This is a genomic window from Roseibacillus persicicus, assembly GCF_014651675.1.
Taxonomy (GTDB): domain Bacteria; phylum Verrucomicrobiota; class Verrucomicrobiia; order Verrucomicrobiales; family Akkermansiaceae; genus Roseibacillus; species Roseibacillus persicicus.
This window is the reverse complement of sequence record NZ_BMXI01000009.1, coordinates 142,742-156,780: the sequence shown is the minus strand read 5'-3', so window position 1 is coordinate 156,780 and position 14,039 is coordinate 142,742. Positions and strand designations below refer to the sequence as shown.

Here is a 14,039-nt window from a genome sequence, read left to right as displayed (position 1 = left end):
CAAGACATTCCCCAAACACTCGAATGAGCGCGTTGGAGGAAACAAAAAAGCCGCTTCCCTGAACAGGAAAGCGGCTTTTTGAAAAATGGAATCGGGAGATTAACGCTTGGAGAACTGGAAGCGCTTACGTGCACCAGGCTGACCAGCTTTCTTACGCTCTTTCGCACGTGGGTCACGGCGAAGAAGACCAGCGGCCTTCAAAGCAGGACGAAGCTCGGGGTCGACTTGCAGGAGGGAACGCGCGATCGCGAGCTTGGTCGCTCCAGCTTGACCGTGCAGTCCACCACCCTTGGCCACGACGCGGACGTCGAACTTGTTCATTAGGTTCGCCACCTGGAAAGGAGCGAGAACGATGCCTTGGAGAGGAAGGGTCGCGAAGTATTCTTCGAAACCACGGCCGTTGATTTCAATTTGGCCGGAACCTTCAGTGAGGTAGACGCGAGCTACGGCAGTCTTGCGGCGGCCAGTAGCGGTGTATTCAGTAGCAGTTGCCATCAGATTAAAAGTGTAAAAGTATTAGGAAAATGGAGGATTACTTGACCTCGTAAGGAACAGGATTCTGGGCTTCGTGGGGATGCTCAGGTCCGACACATACCTTCAACTTCTTGATGATTTGACGGCCCAGCTTGTTGTGGGGAATCATCCCCCAGACAGCACGCTCGAGGAGCAGCTCGGGACGACGCTCACGCACCTTGCGGGGAGTCTCAACTTTCTGATTACCAACGAAACCAGTGTAGCGAGTATAGATTTTTTGCCACTCTTTGTTTCCAGTGAAACGGGCTTTTTCCGCATTGATGATGACAACGTGGTCACCGGTATCAACGTGGGGAGTAAAGATTGTCTTGTGCTTGCCACGCAGGAGGCGGGCGGCTTCGACGGCGACATCGCCGAGCACTTTGTCGGTCGCATCAATGAGATGCCACGCGCGCTCGACCTCTTCGGCTTTTGCTGAGTATGTTTTCATATTTGAATGGGAGCAGGGGCTCTTAGACCATTTCCTACCAGAGCCATCACGGCTCGGGCGGGCGCGGAAGCTAGGAAAGTGACCACCCTCTGTCAATCTCTATCTCACGAGCATTTCGAAAGGATTTCACTCTCTTAAACCTTTGCTTTCAACCAATCACCCTTGAAATGCAGCCGGGCAAAAAGGAACGCCTGAGTTCCCACATCCACGAACATCACGATCCAAATTCCGGTCAACCCCATTCCAAAATAGGTTACTCCCAAAGGCACGACCAACACCCGGTAAAACAGCATACAGGAAAAGGAATATCGCATCACCAAGCGGGTTGCACCCGCGCCCCGCATCGTGGTCTTCATCACCAGGGCGGTCGCCAGAAAAGGCTGCGACATCCCGCAAAGAAAGACCAACGGACCAGCCAAATTCTGAAACAGCAGGGAGTCAGGACCGTCGGGCACAATCAAGCCGACCAGCTCCCTCGGAAAGGCCAGAAACAGCATCCCCAGCAAGCCCATGAAAATGGCGGCATACCTCCAGCACAACCGGGCTGCCTTCATCGCCATCTCAGGGTTTCCCGCCCCCAGATACTGCCCCACCAAGGCTGCACCAGCCGAGCCAATGGCAAAGCCAGGGAGAAAACTCATCGACTCCACCCGAATGGCAATCATGTGTGCGCCCAAGGTTCCGTCTTGAGGCAAATTGGAAATCGAACGAACCATCACTGCTTGAATCGCCCACATCCCGCCCATCTCGAAGGCCTGCGGGAGCCCGACCTTCACGATTCGATCCAATACATCCCGTTCCGGCTCGAGGCGGCACCCGCGCAGACTGAGAAAAGTCTCTTCAACGTCCTTTTCCTTTCGAACCAGAAGGAAAACCACCATCGCTAGAGCACCCGCGGCCCACCCCAATACCGAGCCCAAGGCCAACCCCGCCACCCCCATGCCCCCGACCCCTTCCGGACCAAAGACGAACAACCAGCTGAAGCCAATATTCACCACATTGACCAAAACCATCGCGAAAAATGGCGTCCGCGTATCACCCGATCCCCTCAGCGCATTGGTTGCGGCAAACATTACCCCCAACAATGGCGCACTCCAAACCAGCACCCCCAGATAACGGTGGGCCTGTCGCGCGGCTTCCCCGGAAAGCCCGAAAACCGAGATGATTACAGGCAGCAAAAAATACATCGCCACCGATACCACCAGCCCCGTAGCCACCCCGAGCAAGAGACCTTGCACCAGGCCCTTGCGAGCCAAATCGCCATCACGCGCCCCCGTCGCCCTAGAGACCAGAGCCATCACCCCGGTTCCGACCGCCCCTTGAAAAATCATCAACAGCCAGGCCGTGTAACCACCCAAGCCCATGGCATCCAGCATCGCCACCCGCAAATCCCCTTCGGCCAATCGACCCGTGTAAATGAGGTCAACCGTCGCCACGAGAAACCCCAGAATCTGCTCCAAAAATGGCCAAAGCGCCAACGAGGCTACCTGCCGTTTCAAAGAAAGCCTCCCCAAACGACCTCCCAGCTTACCTTGCGACCGAGCCTCTGCTTCTACACTCACCCCCGGTCGCGACATCGTGAGTTTGGTAGCAGCATCAGCGCAGAAACCCATCGCTTTTTTTCATTTTTGAAGCAATTTCACAAACCAAGGGAACCTCCGTGGAGCTCTCACCGTTCCCCTTCTGCACTCGACCGCGACCAACCTATCACCCCAGGCAGCACTCAGCGCGGCACCTCAGATATCGGGACAAAAAAAGCCCGCAGCGAATCGAATCACTGCGGGCTAAGAATAAAATCGTTGGGTTCTAGCGGCCTCCCGGGAGACCTTCCATCCAGAACTTCAGCTGGTTACCTTGGCGCTGAACACCCATATTTTCGATTCGTTCGCGAATCTCGGGGTCGACTGCTTCCTTATCCTGTGGTGTTTCCCAAGGCCCTTCGTAGACCACATCACCGGCATTGTTTCTGACCTTCACCTCGGTTTGCCCGTTCTTCATGTTCATGGTGATGGTTCCATCTCCATCTGACCAAGTCACCGAGCTCTCGGTATTCATATCGAGGTCAATCTGGCCATCGCCCTCGGGGAGATTTCCGTGGAAGAGCTCATTGAGCTTTAGCCCCAGGGCAACCCCGTCGAACTCTTGGTCGATCATGTTTCGAAAGCGCTCGATTTGCTCTTGGGCCTCGGCAGGAATCTCACCGTCACCCGGCCAAACCTGTTGCAATTGCCCCAAGCCGCGAACTCCCCGTGGAATTCCAGGAAGCCCTGCCGGCCGCTCTTCGAGCACGACTTTCTGCTCCTGCTCCTTCCCTTTGCGAATCAAGCTCACTGCAACTTCATCTCCAACTTCGCGACCTTGCACCGCATCGCGCAGATCCAATGGAGTTGAAATTTTACGACCGTCAAAGCTCAGTAAAATATCGTTCTTCTGCAGGCCGGCCTTGGCGGCTCCGCTCCCTTGATGAACCTGCTGAATCACCACTCCATGGTCGATTCCCAAATGGCCGGAAACCAGTTCATCCACGGGAGTGCTCCCGATTCCCAAGTAGGGAATCACATCTTGGGCCTGCTCCTTCTCTCCAGGAATGGCCTCCACCACCGCGATTTTCTTTTCCGGTTGCGGTTCGGGGGCTGGCAATGGTGCCGCCTCATTTTTTAACTGATGCGGCTTCTCATCGAGTTCTGCCGGGCGCTCCACAGCGATCAGCAGCGGCGATGAGGCTAGCCCCAGAAACAAAATCGAACAGCCGATCTTATTTGTACCAATCTTCATCATTTTCATTGTGCAAAGAGAGCGAACAAATCTCTCAATTTTGTCTAAAGAATTCGAGCTTTATCCCTGCCTGTTAGTAAGAGACAGGGACAACATAATAGTCCACTTTGGGACGCGAAATCTTCAAGCCCACATCTCCCCCACCCTTGAAATCTGCTTCTTCCTGACGGACTACCCGGATGAGCTGATACTCCATCCCATCCTTGTTGGAAACCATCCCCGCATCCATCGAGCGCACTTTGCGCTGAACATTAACTGGCACCAGGGAGGCCTGCCTCAGAACTGGCACGGGACCCAGGTTGCTCATCGCGGTCACCTGCGGGGACTCTCCCTCGGGGAGCAGAACACCCATGGCAGCGCCAAGCACTGCCACCGCTGCTGCCGCCGCCCACATGGGCCTCCAACTGGAGCTTTTTTCCTCACGGGGAAAAGGAACAACCTTGCCGCTCGTCTCTTCAACAGTCTCACCCTCTGCCTCCTCCCAACGGTCCATCGCCTCCACCATTCTTGCCAAGACATCGCCTGACATGGGGCTCGGCGCGAATCCGCGAAGCTCTTCTTCCAACTGTTTGAGTTCTGAATCCATCTTACTTTGGGTCGTTATATATCGCCTCGAATGCGGGCTGCTGCAAGTTTCTTTCTGAGGGCGTCCAAGCCATAGCGATACCGGGACGCGGCGGTGTGCAGGGAAATGCCCAAGGCTTTCCCAATATCATCAAAAGTTCGGTCCCCCCAAATCTTCATCACGATCACTTCTGAAAACTTGGGCGGTAGCTCCTTGAGAGCCTGCTCTACCAACTCGGCCTGCTCTCCGTCGGCATTACTATCGAGGAACCAATTTCCGCTTTCCGTAGTTTCCAAGCCTTTGGCATCCTCTACCACGTGCTCCTCCCGCTTGCGTCTCCGGTCGTCTTTGCGTCCACGGTCGATCGCTTCGCGGCGAATTTGGGTATAGAGAAAAGGCATCCAAGCCTCCTGGCCTCCAACGAAAGTTCCTTCGTCGACTTTTTTGGCCAATTTCACCAGCGCGTCTTGCAACGCGTCTTCGGCATCTTGACCGTTCCTCGTTTGTTGACGGGCAAATAGAAGCAGCCGCGGGCCGTTAACCCGCAGCCAGCCTTGCCAGTCCAGGGTCAAAGCCCCGACATCTTGTGCTTTTGCTGCAATCACATTATTTGACTCGTCATCAGGCACAGCGAGCGAGCAGTAACAGTTTGTTTAAAAAAGAACAGCGCGGACTCAAGCTCCCGCTCTCTCGACCATACACCTTCCCGCGAAACAATCGAACGACTTCCTTCTAACGCTGAATCCGCTTTGATTCTGAACGATCTCCGTCCTTTGGTTAAGACATGAGTTACTAAAACCTTAAACTATCTTAATATTCTAGTAGCCAAAAGTTTGTCAGTTTTGTAGTCTCCGAGACCCTCCTTGCCATGTCTACAACGCGTAAACAACACCTCAACGTCGCCTCCGCCACCCCCAAAGTCGGAGACGAGTACAATCGCCAGTTGGAACAGGCTGAGTCACAGCTTCAGAAGCTCCAACAACAACGCGAAGAAATTGAGCGCAAGCGACTGGAGGCCGAAGAGATTACGCATCAGCGACAAGATTTCATCGACGGGCAAATCGAACTTCTCGAACGCCTGGACCACTCGGTCCAAGCTGTTGACCGGGAGATCTTTGAAGCCCGCCAGGGACTCAAGGAACTCGAGGACGCCCGCAAGACTTTCGCTTCCCACCTCCAAACCCTGCAGGGCATCGATCCCCGAAAGTGGAAAAAGACTAAAATGCCAGAGGAGGTTCAAAACGCGATGGACATCCTGGAGGCGTGTGAAAATGATTACGAAGAAGTCGTTGCCACCATTAGCGAGGGACGACGAAGAGGATTCCTCTCAACTCCCAAGTCCGCCGCCCAAGACTCCTTCGTGAGTACCGTGCGTCAGGGTCTGGCCTTCAATCTTCCTATTATTGTCTTGGGCTCCATTGCCCTCCTTGTCTATCTCAGCCGTTAGTGTTTTTGACCGTCCACTGCCATGTTAGTGATGCGTAAAAAGAAGAAAGAACCTCCCATCGGAGCCTCCGAATTGGCCGCCTTGGCCGAGCAGGAACGCGCCGTGGCGGAACAAATCGCCAAAATGGAGGAGATGATCTCGAGCGCTCCGGACCGGATTCGCCGCGAGTATGAAGAAAGCCGCAGCCTGATGCCCCCACCCGATGACTGGGAGGATCGCCAGCGAGCCAAACGCTTCAACGCCCACCTTTCCAAGGGAGAAATCCGCAATGAGCACCGCTACCAAGCCCGCTCGACCTTTCTTTTCGTCCTCCTTGTGATCGCAATTTTCTCGGTTGCGGGCTGGATTCTCTCGTTCATCAAGACCCTCGCCTGAGCCACTTTGGCAAAGCCTTCAAAAAGGGTTTAAAATCCAGCGGCAACGCGCTAGACACGCTGCGTGCCCGATAACGAACTTGCCCTGAAACGGATTGCAGAACTGGCCCGCCTCGACCTAACCGATGAGGAATTGGCCACTTTCGAAAGCCAGCTGACTCCCATCCTCAAGCACATCGATACCCTTTCGGCTATCGACGTTGATGGAGTCGAACCCACTGCGCACCCCACACCGGTCTACGACGTCATGCGAGCTGACACCACCCGTCCGGGCCTGAGCACCGCAGCCGTTCTCCAGAACGCTCCCGAATCCGCGCAGGACCAAATCCGCGTCCCCAAAGTTGTCGACGCTTCCTAACCTCGCTTTCTATTTTTAAAGACCTTTCATGACTACTCTTTCGCAAGCCCGTGCTGCCCTTCAGTCCGGCGAAACCGACTCCCCCTCCCTCGTTGCCGACCTCGTGGCACGCATGGAGGCGAAGAATGAATCCATCGGCGCCCTCCTCTCCTTCAATACCGAGCAAGCCCTCGCCGACGCCGCCAACGCGGATTTGAGCAAACCTCTGGGCGGCATTCCCATCGTCCTGAAGGACAACATCAACGCCCTCGGCCAACCCTGCACGTGCGGTTCCCGCTTTCTGGAAAGTGGCTACACCGCCCCCTACGACGCCACCGTCACTCGCAAGCTGCGCGAAGCCGGCGCCATTCTTTTGGGCCGCGCCAATATGGATGAGTTCGCAATGGGCTCCGCCACGGAAAACTCAGCTCTGGGAAAAACCGTCAACCCCCACGACCCCAGCCGCATTCCCGGAGGTTCGTCCGGAGGCTCTGCAGCAGTCGTGGCCTCGGAAATGGCGCTTGCCTCCTTGGGCTCGGACACCGGGGGCTCGATTCGCCAGCCCGCGGCCTTTTGCGGAATCGTGGGCATGAAACCCTCCTACGGACGAGTCTCGCGCTACGGCCTCGTTGCCTTCGCCTCCTCCTTGGACCAAATCGGCCCCCTCACCCACACCGTCGAGGATGCCGCCACCCTCCTGCAAATCATCTCTGGCCACGACCCCTTGGACTCAACCTCTCTTGACGAACCCGTTCCGGATTTCTCTGAATCCCTCGGCAAATCCGTCAAAGGACTGCGCATCGGTCTCCCCAAGCAATACTTTGCCGAAGGGCTCGATCCCGAGATCGAAAAGCTGGTCCGCGCGGCAGCCGCCCGCCTCGAAGAACAAGGCGCCGAGCTCGTCGACATCGACCTCCCTCTGACCGACGCGGCGGTAGCCACATACTACATCCTCGCACCGGCCGAGGCCTCCTCCAACCTTTCTCGCTTCGATGGCATCCGCTACGGAAGGCGCAGTGAAAACGCCACGGACATCATCGACACCTATCGCAAGTCGCGCGAAGAAGGCTTCGGACCAGAGGTGAAGCGACGGATTCTACTCGGCACTTACGTTCTGTCCTCTGGATACTACGACGCCTACTACACCAGAGCACAGAAAGTGCGGACCCTCATTCAACAGGAATTCGCCAGCGCCTTTGCGCAAGTCGATGCCATCTTGACCCCAACCACTCCCTCTCCTCCTCGGAAAATCGGGGTCGCGGACGAGGATCCCCTCCAAGACTACCTCGCCGACGTCTACACTATCTCCGCCAACCTCGCCGGACTCCCGGCCATCTCCCTCCCCTGTGGCGAAATGGACTCGGGCGACGGAACGCGATTGCCGGTCGGCGTTCAAATCATGGCCCCCCACTTGCGCGACGATCTGGTCCTGCAGATTGCCAGCGCGATAGAGCAGTCTTAATCGAGTTCTTCGAAAACCTGCAGCAGGTCTCCGCCTTTGCCCCGCTGCAGGTGCCAGGCCCTCAAGCCCATTTGCAAGGCCCCCTCGTAGTCCGCCTTTCGAGAGTCACCCACTTGCATTACCTCGGAGGGAGAAAGATTCATCTTTCCGAGCGCAAATTGAAAAATCTTTTCATCCGGCTTTCGCGCCCGCGCATCTGCCGATGAAACCACGAGTTCGAAGTAATCACAAAGCGCCAGCCCCTCCAAGATGGTGTGAAGCCGTCCGTCGAAATTCGACACCACCGCCAGACGAAAGCGATCCTTGGACCTGTCCAGAAAGGAAAGAGTCTCAGGAAAAAGCCGCCAAGCTTCCGGCCTCTCATAGTAAGCGAAGAGAGACTCAAAAAACTCCTCAAACCTCTCGCCTTCAACACCTTCCACCACCACCCCAACCAAATCCCGCCACCACTGGCGTTCACTCTCATGACCCTCCTGCCCGTCCAGATACACTGGCGCGGGAAGACTCTGAAACGCTTTTCGAAATCGAAACTCCGCCTCTTTCTCCGTCAATGCGAGCTCATGCTGGTCGGCAAATCGGGCATAAACCGCTCCCACCGGCTCGGCGAGGTCGAAGAGAGTTCCGGCGGCATCGAGGAAGATAGCTTGCACCCATTCACTGTGCCCAAGCCGACTTATAGAGGCCAGCAAGGATTTCGCACTTGCTTTGACTGTCCCCCACCCCTAAGACTTCGCCCGAAGACATCTCTTGAAATGGCCAAGGGTGGGTTCTAAGGACCCGCTCTTTTCTGTCTCCTGAGGTTAACCTCAAGACCTTATGACCAACGACATCGTTGCCCTCATCGATTTTTACGAACGGGAAAAAGCCATCACTCGCGAGCGAGTGGTCGAGGCTTTGGAATACGCTTTCACCTCGGCCTACCGCCGCATGGTGCCAGGTGCTGATGCCATCGAGATTCTCCGTGCGGAAATCGACACCAAGAAAGGCGAAACCAAAATTTTCGCCGATCTCGAGGTCGTTGCCGATGATGATCATCAGGACAAATTCAACGAAGTCCCCCTTTCCCTGGCGCAGAAACGCAACTCGGAAGCCGTTGTCGGCGACCGGATGGAGTTCAACGTCACTCCCAAGAACTTTGGCCGCATCGCCGTCCAAACCGCGAAGCAAACAATGATGCAACGCCTCCGACTCGCCGAGAAGGAGATGATGTATGATGAATTCAAGGACCGCGCCGGCGATATCGTCAGCGGCTCGGTTCGTCGCTTCGAAAAGAACGACGTCATGATCGATTTGGGCAAATTCGAAGCCCGCATGCCCTCCCGCGAACGGGTTTCCACCGAAGACTACAATGTCGGTGACCGCATTCGTTGCTACGTGGTAGCAGTTGATAACGACACCCGCGGCCCGGAGATCATCCTTTCCCGCAGTCACCCCGCCTTCGTGCGACGCCTTTTTGAAGCGGAAGTTGCAGAAATCTCCGACCGCACCGTGGAACTCAAAGCCATTGCCCGCGAGGCTGGTTACCGCACCAAGGTCGCCGTTGGCACCAACGACGACAAAGTCGACCCCGTCGGCGCTTGCGTTGGCCTCCGGGGTGCCCGGGTGAAAAACATCGTTCGCGAACTCAACAACGAGAAAGTGGACATCATCCGCTGGAGCGAAAATCTACAGGATTTTGTCACCGACGCCTTGAAACCTGCCATTATTCGTAGCTTCAAGGCAAACGAAGAAGACAAAGTCATTCACGTCACCGTGGATGAGGAAGATCTCAGCAAGGCTATCGGTCGCCGGGGTCAAAACGCGCGCCTGACCTCCAAGCTGGTTGGCTGGGACGTGCAAGTCCGCAAGGACGAGTCCCAGCATGAACAATTTGAAGCCCGCGTGGCTGGTGCGGCAATGTCTCTGGCTGATGAACTCGGGATCGACCCTCTCATCGCAGACAAAATCTTCCGTGCTGGTGGAGCAACCGCAGAGTTGGTGACCCAGATGCCCATTGAGTATCTCGAATCAGCATTGGAAGGCGACCGCGAGCTTGCGGAAGAAATTTTGGGCAAAGCCCAACAAAAAATCGGTGGTGCGGAAAGTCCCCAAGAGGACCCAGCACCGACCCCTGAAGCTAGTGAAGATTCCGCTCCAGCGGAAGAGGCACAACAATAAAGATCTGGGGCAGGCCGGTGAAAACGAAGGAAAGATTGCATGGCAGACGACGGAAAATCGAAGAACGCAAAGAAAAAGAAAGTGCTGAGCCTCTTGGACGAGGATCAAGCACCCAAAAAGTCGCGCCGCGAGAAGCAGCGTGAAAAGCAAGCTGCCGAAGAAGCAGCTGAGCCCACCGTTGAGAAGCAAAAGAAGGCCGCTCTCGATTTGGGAATTGATGACGACGACGCTCCGAAGTCCGGAATCAAGAAAACCAAGAGATCTGGTAGAGATATCCTGGCCCCCATCTCAAAGATCAAGACTGATGCCGAGCTGGTATCTCTCGACGCGACTGCCGATTCTTCCTCTCCCGCCCCTCCACAGGAATCCGATGCTGAAGAAGCTCCCGAGGATCCTGATGACGGCAAGCGCATCACTTTGAAGCCCCCCATCATCGTCGAGGATTTGGCGGCTCGGATGGGACTGAAGGGATTCGAGATCATGAAGGATCTCATTGCCCTGGAAATCTTCGTAAGCCCCAAGCAGGCCATCGAACCGGAGATTGCGGAAAAAGTTTGCGAAGCCCACGGCTTTGTCTTCGAGCGTGAGAAACGCGAAAAAGGCGGCGGCGTCCACAAGGTGGAAGAAGTCATTGAGGAGCCCGAGATTGAAATCGAGGAGCCCGAGGACAAGATGCAGCTCCGCGCCCCCATCATCACCTTCATGGGCCACGTCGACCACGGCAAGACTTCCCTACTCGACTATTTGCGCAACTCCAGGGTGACCTCCGGAGAGGCCGGCGGCATCACCCAACACGTGGGAGCTTACCAAGTCGACCACGGCGACCGTCCCGTTACTTTCATCGATACTCCCGGTCACTCCGTCTTCTCAGCAATGCGTGCCCGGGGCGCGGATGTCACCGACATCATCGTCTTGGTTATCGCCGCGGACGACGGCATCATGCCCCAGACCAAGGAAGCAATCAGTCACGCCAAAGCGGCTAACAAGACCATTATTGTTGCCATCAACAAGTGCGACTTGCCAGCGGCTGATCCCACTCGGGTCAAGACCCAGCTCATGGAGCATGAACTCACTCCGACGGACTTTGGTGGCGACATCGAATGCCTGGAGGTCTCGGCCACTACGGGCCAAGGCATGGATGACTTGCTCGAACTCATGGCCCTTCAAGCTGAAGTTCTCGAACTAAAAGCCAACCCGAAGGCCAACGCTCGCGCCATCGTCATCGAATCCCGTATTCAGGCCGGCAAGGGAGCTACCGCCAGTGTGATCGTTGAGAACGGCACCCTGAAGGTCGGACAACCCTTTATTTGCGGTCCTTATTCCGGTAAAATCAAAGGTCTCATCAACGACCACGGGGAAAAGGTTAAGGAAGTGCCTCCGGGTTATCCCATCGAGGTCCTCGGCTTCTCGGAAGCGCCCCATGTGGGAGACGAGCTGGTCGAAATGGAGAGCGAACGCGCCGCAAAGAAGCTCAGCGACGAACGCATCCACGAACGACGCGAAAAGCGTCTCGTCCGCCCCAAGAAAAGCCGGATGGAAGACATGCTTTCCTTCGTCGAGACCGGTCAAAAGACCACTCTCAACCTCATTCTGCGCGCCGACGTGCAAGGATCGGTGCAGGCTATTCAGCAAGCGGTGGAAGACATCGAGTCCGAGAAAGTGGACGTCAAATTCCTTCATTGCGCGACTGGAGCCATTAGCGAGTCCGACATTCTACTCGCCAGCTCCTCCGACGCCGTCGTGCTGGGCTTCAACACCAAGGTGGAAAGCAAAGCGGTTAAAGCGGCAAAATCCGAAGGAGTTCAGATTAAACTCTACTCGGTCATTTACGAACTGCTCGACCAAGTGCGCGAAGCCATGCTCGGCCTGTTGGTCCCGGAAACCCGCGAAAACGTCATCGGCTCCGCCGAGGTCAAGCAGGTCTTCAAGGTCAAGCGCGGCAAGGCGGCCGGTTGCGTGGTTGTAAAAGGAAAAGTCTCCCGCACAGCCCATGCCCGCGTCCTGCGCGGCCGAACTCCTGTCTTCGACGGAAAGATGTCTACCCTGCGCCGCTTCACCGACGAGGTGGAAGAGGTCAAGCAAGGCATCGAATGTGGTATCCGCCTCGGCTCCTTCAACGAATACGAGGAAGGCGACATCATCCAGTGTTACAATCTGGAGAGCATCCCTGTCACCCTCTAGGAATCCCCCATTTGCGCCCGTTGCGAAACGGGCTATCTTCTACCCATGTCCCAACGTCTCCAACGTGTCGATGAGCTCCTCAAGCGAGAAATCTCAGCTGTGATCCAGCGGGACTTTGAGTGGCAGGGCCAACTCGTATCAGTCAATGCGGTAGAGGTCACCAAGGACCTTCGTGAGGCCAAGGTTTGGGTTGGCATTCTAGGCGGCGAGCCAGAACCCGTCTTGGAAAAACTCACGCGCAAACACGGAATGATTCAAAGCAAAGTGATGCGACGGGTCAAATTGCGCAACACCCCTGTCCTCAGCTTCCGGCATGACGTCTCCGCAGAACGCGGGGTAGATATCGTCAACTTGCTGGAAGAGGTCGATCGTCTGCCCACGGCCGACGAGCCTGCGGAGTAGGCCCCCTCAGACCGGTTGACTGAGCCCCGGCGAACACCCGGGCCTCTTGACTCGTGGAGAGTGAATCCCGAGTCTTTCTTCCATGGCGCTCAACTACATCTGGCTCAGCTTCTTCGTAATCTCCTTTTTCGTCGCGCTGGCCAAGACCTTCATCTGGGGCGACCTCAGCGTCTTCCCCGCCATGACCGAAGCCCTCTTCGAAATGGCAAAGGTCGGGGCCAGCCTCTCACTCGGGTTTATCGGTGGAATGGCTCTCTGGCTCGGCATTATGAGGATTGGAGAGAAGGGCGGCGCGGTCGCCATCTTGTCCCGTTTGGTCGCACCCTTCTTTTCTCGCCTTTTTCCAGATGTTCCCAAGGACCATCCCGCCCACGGCTCCATCGTGATGAATTTCTCAGCCAACCTCCTTGGCTTGGACAATGCCGCCACCCCCCTCGGCCTGAAGGCCATGAAGGAGTTGCAGGAATTGAATCCTCTCAAAGACACCGCTTCGAATGCCCAGATCATGTTTCTTGTGCTCAACACTAGCGGGCTCACCATCATTCCTGTTTCGGTGATGATTCTCCGGTCGTCTCCCCCCTTCAACGCGCCCAATCCAGCCGACATTTTCATCCCCATTCTCATCGCGACCTATTGCTCGTCCTTTGTCGGACTACTCGTGACAAGCTTGATTCAGCGAATCAATCTCTTCCAAGGACCAGTACTCCTGTGGCTCATTGGAATGACCACTTTCATCACGGGCACGGCCGTTTACTTTCAAAGCCTCACCCAAGGAGCGATGCAGGCCCAGTCAGCAGTCTTTGCCGCCCTCTTCATTTTCAGTATTATCGTCGGCTTTCTTGTTCTTGCAGTGATGCGGGGCATCAATGTTTATGAGGAGTTTGTTGAGGGAGCTAAGGAGGGTTTTGGAGTCGCGGTGAAAATCATCCCCTTTCTCGTCGCCATGCTGGTCGCAGTGGGAGTCTTCCGCGCCTCCGGCAGCTTGGACGGCATCACCGATAGCTTGAAGGCTGGCGTGGGCATAACCCGGACGGATGACCGCTGGGTGGACGCCGTTCCAACTGCTCTCATGAAACCCCTCTCCGGAAGCGGAGCACGAGGTATGGCTTCGGAAGCAATGGAAAACTATGGAGTCGATTCGTTTCAAGGACGCTTGGCCTGCACCTTTCAAGGCTCGACCGAAACCACCTTCTATGTCCTTGCTGTCTATTTCGGTTCAGTCGGAATCCGAAAAACCCGCTATGCGCTCACGGCTGGATTGACCGCCGACTTTGCAGGAATTCTCGCAGCGATCTTCGTCGCCTACGCGTTCTTCGGATAGAAAAGCCGGAATTCACCGAGCTCTTCAGGCGACTGAAAGGATTGACCGCCTCCA

Annotated in this window: 15 protein-coding genes; 8 read left to right on the top strand and 7 right to left on the bottom strand. The window is 56.0% G+C overall.

Annotated features, from left to right (window positions below; all coding sequences use genetic code 11):
- Nucleotides 1-99: 99 nt before the first annotated feature.
- From rpsI to IE099_RS11720, 6 genes are all read right to left on the bottom strand, one after another.
- Entirely contained in the window at nt 100-495 is a 396-nt protein-coding gene (rpsI, locus tag IE099_RS11745) for a 30S ribosomal protein S9 (protein WP_189570129.1), read from the bottom strand.
- Between the two features lie 37 nt (nt 496-532).
- Complete coding sequence (gene rplM, locus IE099_RS11740) at nt 533-964, bottom strand: 50S ribosomal protein L13 (protein ID WP_189570128.1); 432 nt, start codon at nt 962-964, stop codon at nt 533-535.
- A 134-nt stretch (nt 965-1,098) separates the two neighbouring features.
- Entirely contained in the window at nt 1,099-2,577 is a 1,479-nt protein-coding gene (locus tag IE099_RS11735; protein WP_189570127.1) for an MATE family efflux transporter, read from the bottom strand.
- Between the two features lie 193 nt (nt 2,578-2,770).
- A complete protein-coding gene (locus IE099_RS11730) occupies nt 2,771-3,748 on the bottom strand; it encodes a S1C family serine protease (protein ID WP_189570126.1) in 978 nt (325 codons plus the stop codon).
- Between the two features lie 64 nt (nt 3,749-3,812).
- Nucleotides 3,813-4,325, bottom strand: coding sequence for a hypothetical protein (locus IE099_RS11725; protein ID WP_189570125.1), 513 nt, complete (start codon nt 4,323-4,325; stop codon nt 3,813-3,815).
- A gap of 14 nt (nt 4,326-4,339) precedes the next feature.
- The gene (locus IE099_RS11720; RefSeq protein WP_229809495.1) at nt 4,340-4,909 is read right to left on the bottom strand and encodes an RNA polymerase sigma factor; all 570 of its coding nucleotides are present in this window, start codon (nt 4,907-4,909) and stop codon (nt 4,340-4,342) included.
- A gap of 263 nt (nt 4,910-5,172) precedes the next feature.
- On the opposite strand from IE099_RS11720, the gene IE099_RS11715 reads away from it, so the two are divergent.
- The 4 genes from IE099_RS11715 (at nt 5,173) to gatA (ending at nt 7,924) form a co-directional block, all read left to right on the top strand.
- Nucleotides 5,173-5,751, top strand: coding sequence for a hypothetical protein (locus IE099_RS11715; RefSeq protein ID WP_189570123.1), 579 nt, complete (start codon nt 5,173-5,175; stop codon nt 5,749-5,751).
- 30 nt (nt 5,752-5,781) lie between these two features.
- The gene (locus IE099_RS11710) at nt 5,782-6,126 is read left to right on the top strand and encodes a hypothetical protein (protein ID WP_229809494.1); all 345 of its coding nucleotides are present in this window, start codon (nt 5,782-5,784) and stop codon (nt 6,124-6,126) included.
- Between the two features lie 63 nt (nt 6,127-6,189).
- A complete protein-coding gene (gene gatC, locus IE099_RS11705; RefSeq protein ID WP_189570121.1) occupies nt 6,190-6,483 on the top strand; it encodes an Asp-tRNA(Asn)/Glu-tRNA(Gln) amidotransferase subunit GatC in 294 nt (97 codons plus the stop codon).
- Nucleotides 6,484-6,511: 28 nt separating this feature from the next.
- Nucleotides 6,512-7,924 carry an Asp-tRNA(Asn)/Glu-tRNA(Gln) amidotransferase subunit GatA gene (gene gatA, locus IE099_RS11700; protein ID WP_189570120.1) on the top strand — a complete coding sequence of 471 codons (1,413 nt, stop codon included), beginning with the start codon at nt 6,512-6,514 and terminating at the stop codon, nt 7,922-7,924.
- Here gatA and IE099_RS11695 read toward each other — a convergent pair.
- On the bottom strand, nt 7,921-8,574 hold the full coding sequence (locus IE099_RS11695; RefSeq protein WP_189570119.1) for an HAD-IA family hydrolase: 654 nt from the start codon (nt 8,572-8,574) through the stop codon (nt 7,921-7,923). The two genes, gatA and IE099_RS11695, sit on opposite strands and share 4 nt — an antisense overlap.
- Before the next feature lie 166 nt (nt 8,575-8,740).
- On the opposite strand from IE099_RS11695, the gene nusA reads away from it, so the two are divergent.
- The 4 genes from nusA to IE099_RS11675 all read left to right on the top strand — a co-directional run bounded on the left by nusA (nt 8,741) and on the right by IE099_RS11675 (nt 13,985).
- On the top strand, nt 8,741-10,081 hold the full coding sequence (gene nusA, locus IE099_RS11690; protein ID WP_189570118.1) for a transcription termination factor NusA: 1,341 nt from the start codon (nt 8,741-8,743) through the stop codon (nt 10,079-10,081).
- Between the two features lie 39 nt (nt 10,082-10,120).
- Nucleotides 10,121-12,262 carry a translation initiation factor IF-2 gene (infB, locus tag IE099_RS11685; RefSeq protein ID WP_189570117.1) on the top strand — a complete coding sequence of 714 codons (2,142 nt, stop codon included), beginning with the start codon at nt 10,121-10,123 and terminating at the stop codon, nt 12,260-12,262.
- 45 nt (nt 12,263-12,307) lie between these two features.
- Nucleotides 12,308-12,664, top strand: coding sequence for a 30S ribosome-binding factor RbfA (gene rbfA / locus IE099_RS11680; protein ID WP_189570116.1), 357 nt, complete (start codon nt 12,308-12,310; stop codon nt 12,662-12,664).
- Between the two features lie 82 nt (nt 12,665-12,746).
- Nucleotides 12,747-13,985, top strand: a complete 1,239-nt coding sequence (locus IE099_RS11675) for a nucleoside recognition domain-containing protein (RefSeq protein ID WP_189570115.1) — start codon at nt 12,747-12,749, stop codon at nt 13,983-13,985.
- Nucleotides 13,986-14,039: the final 54 nt, after the last annotated feature.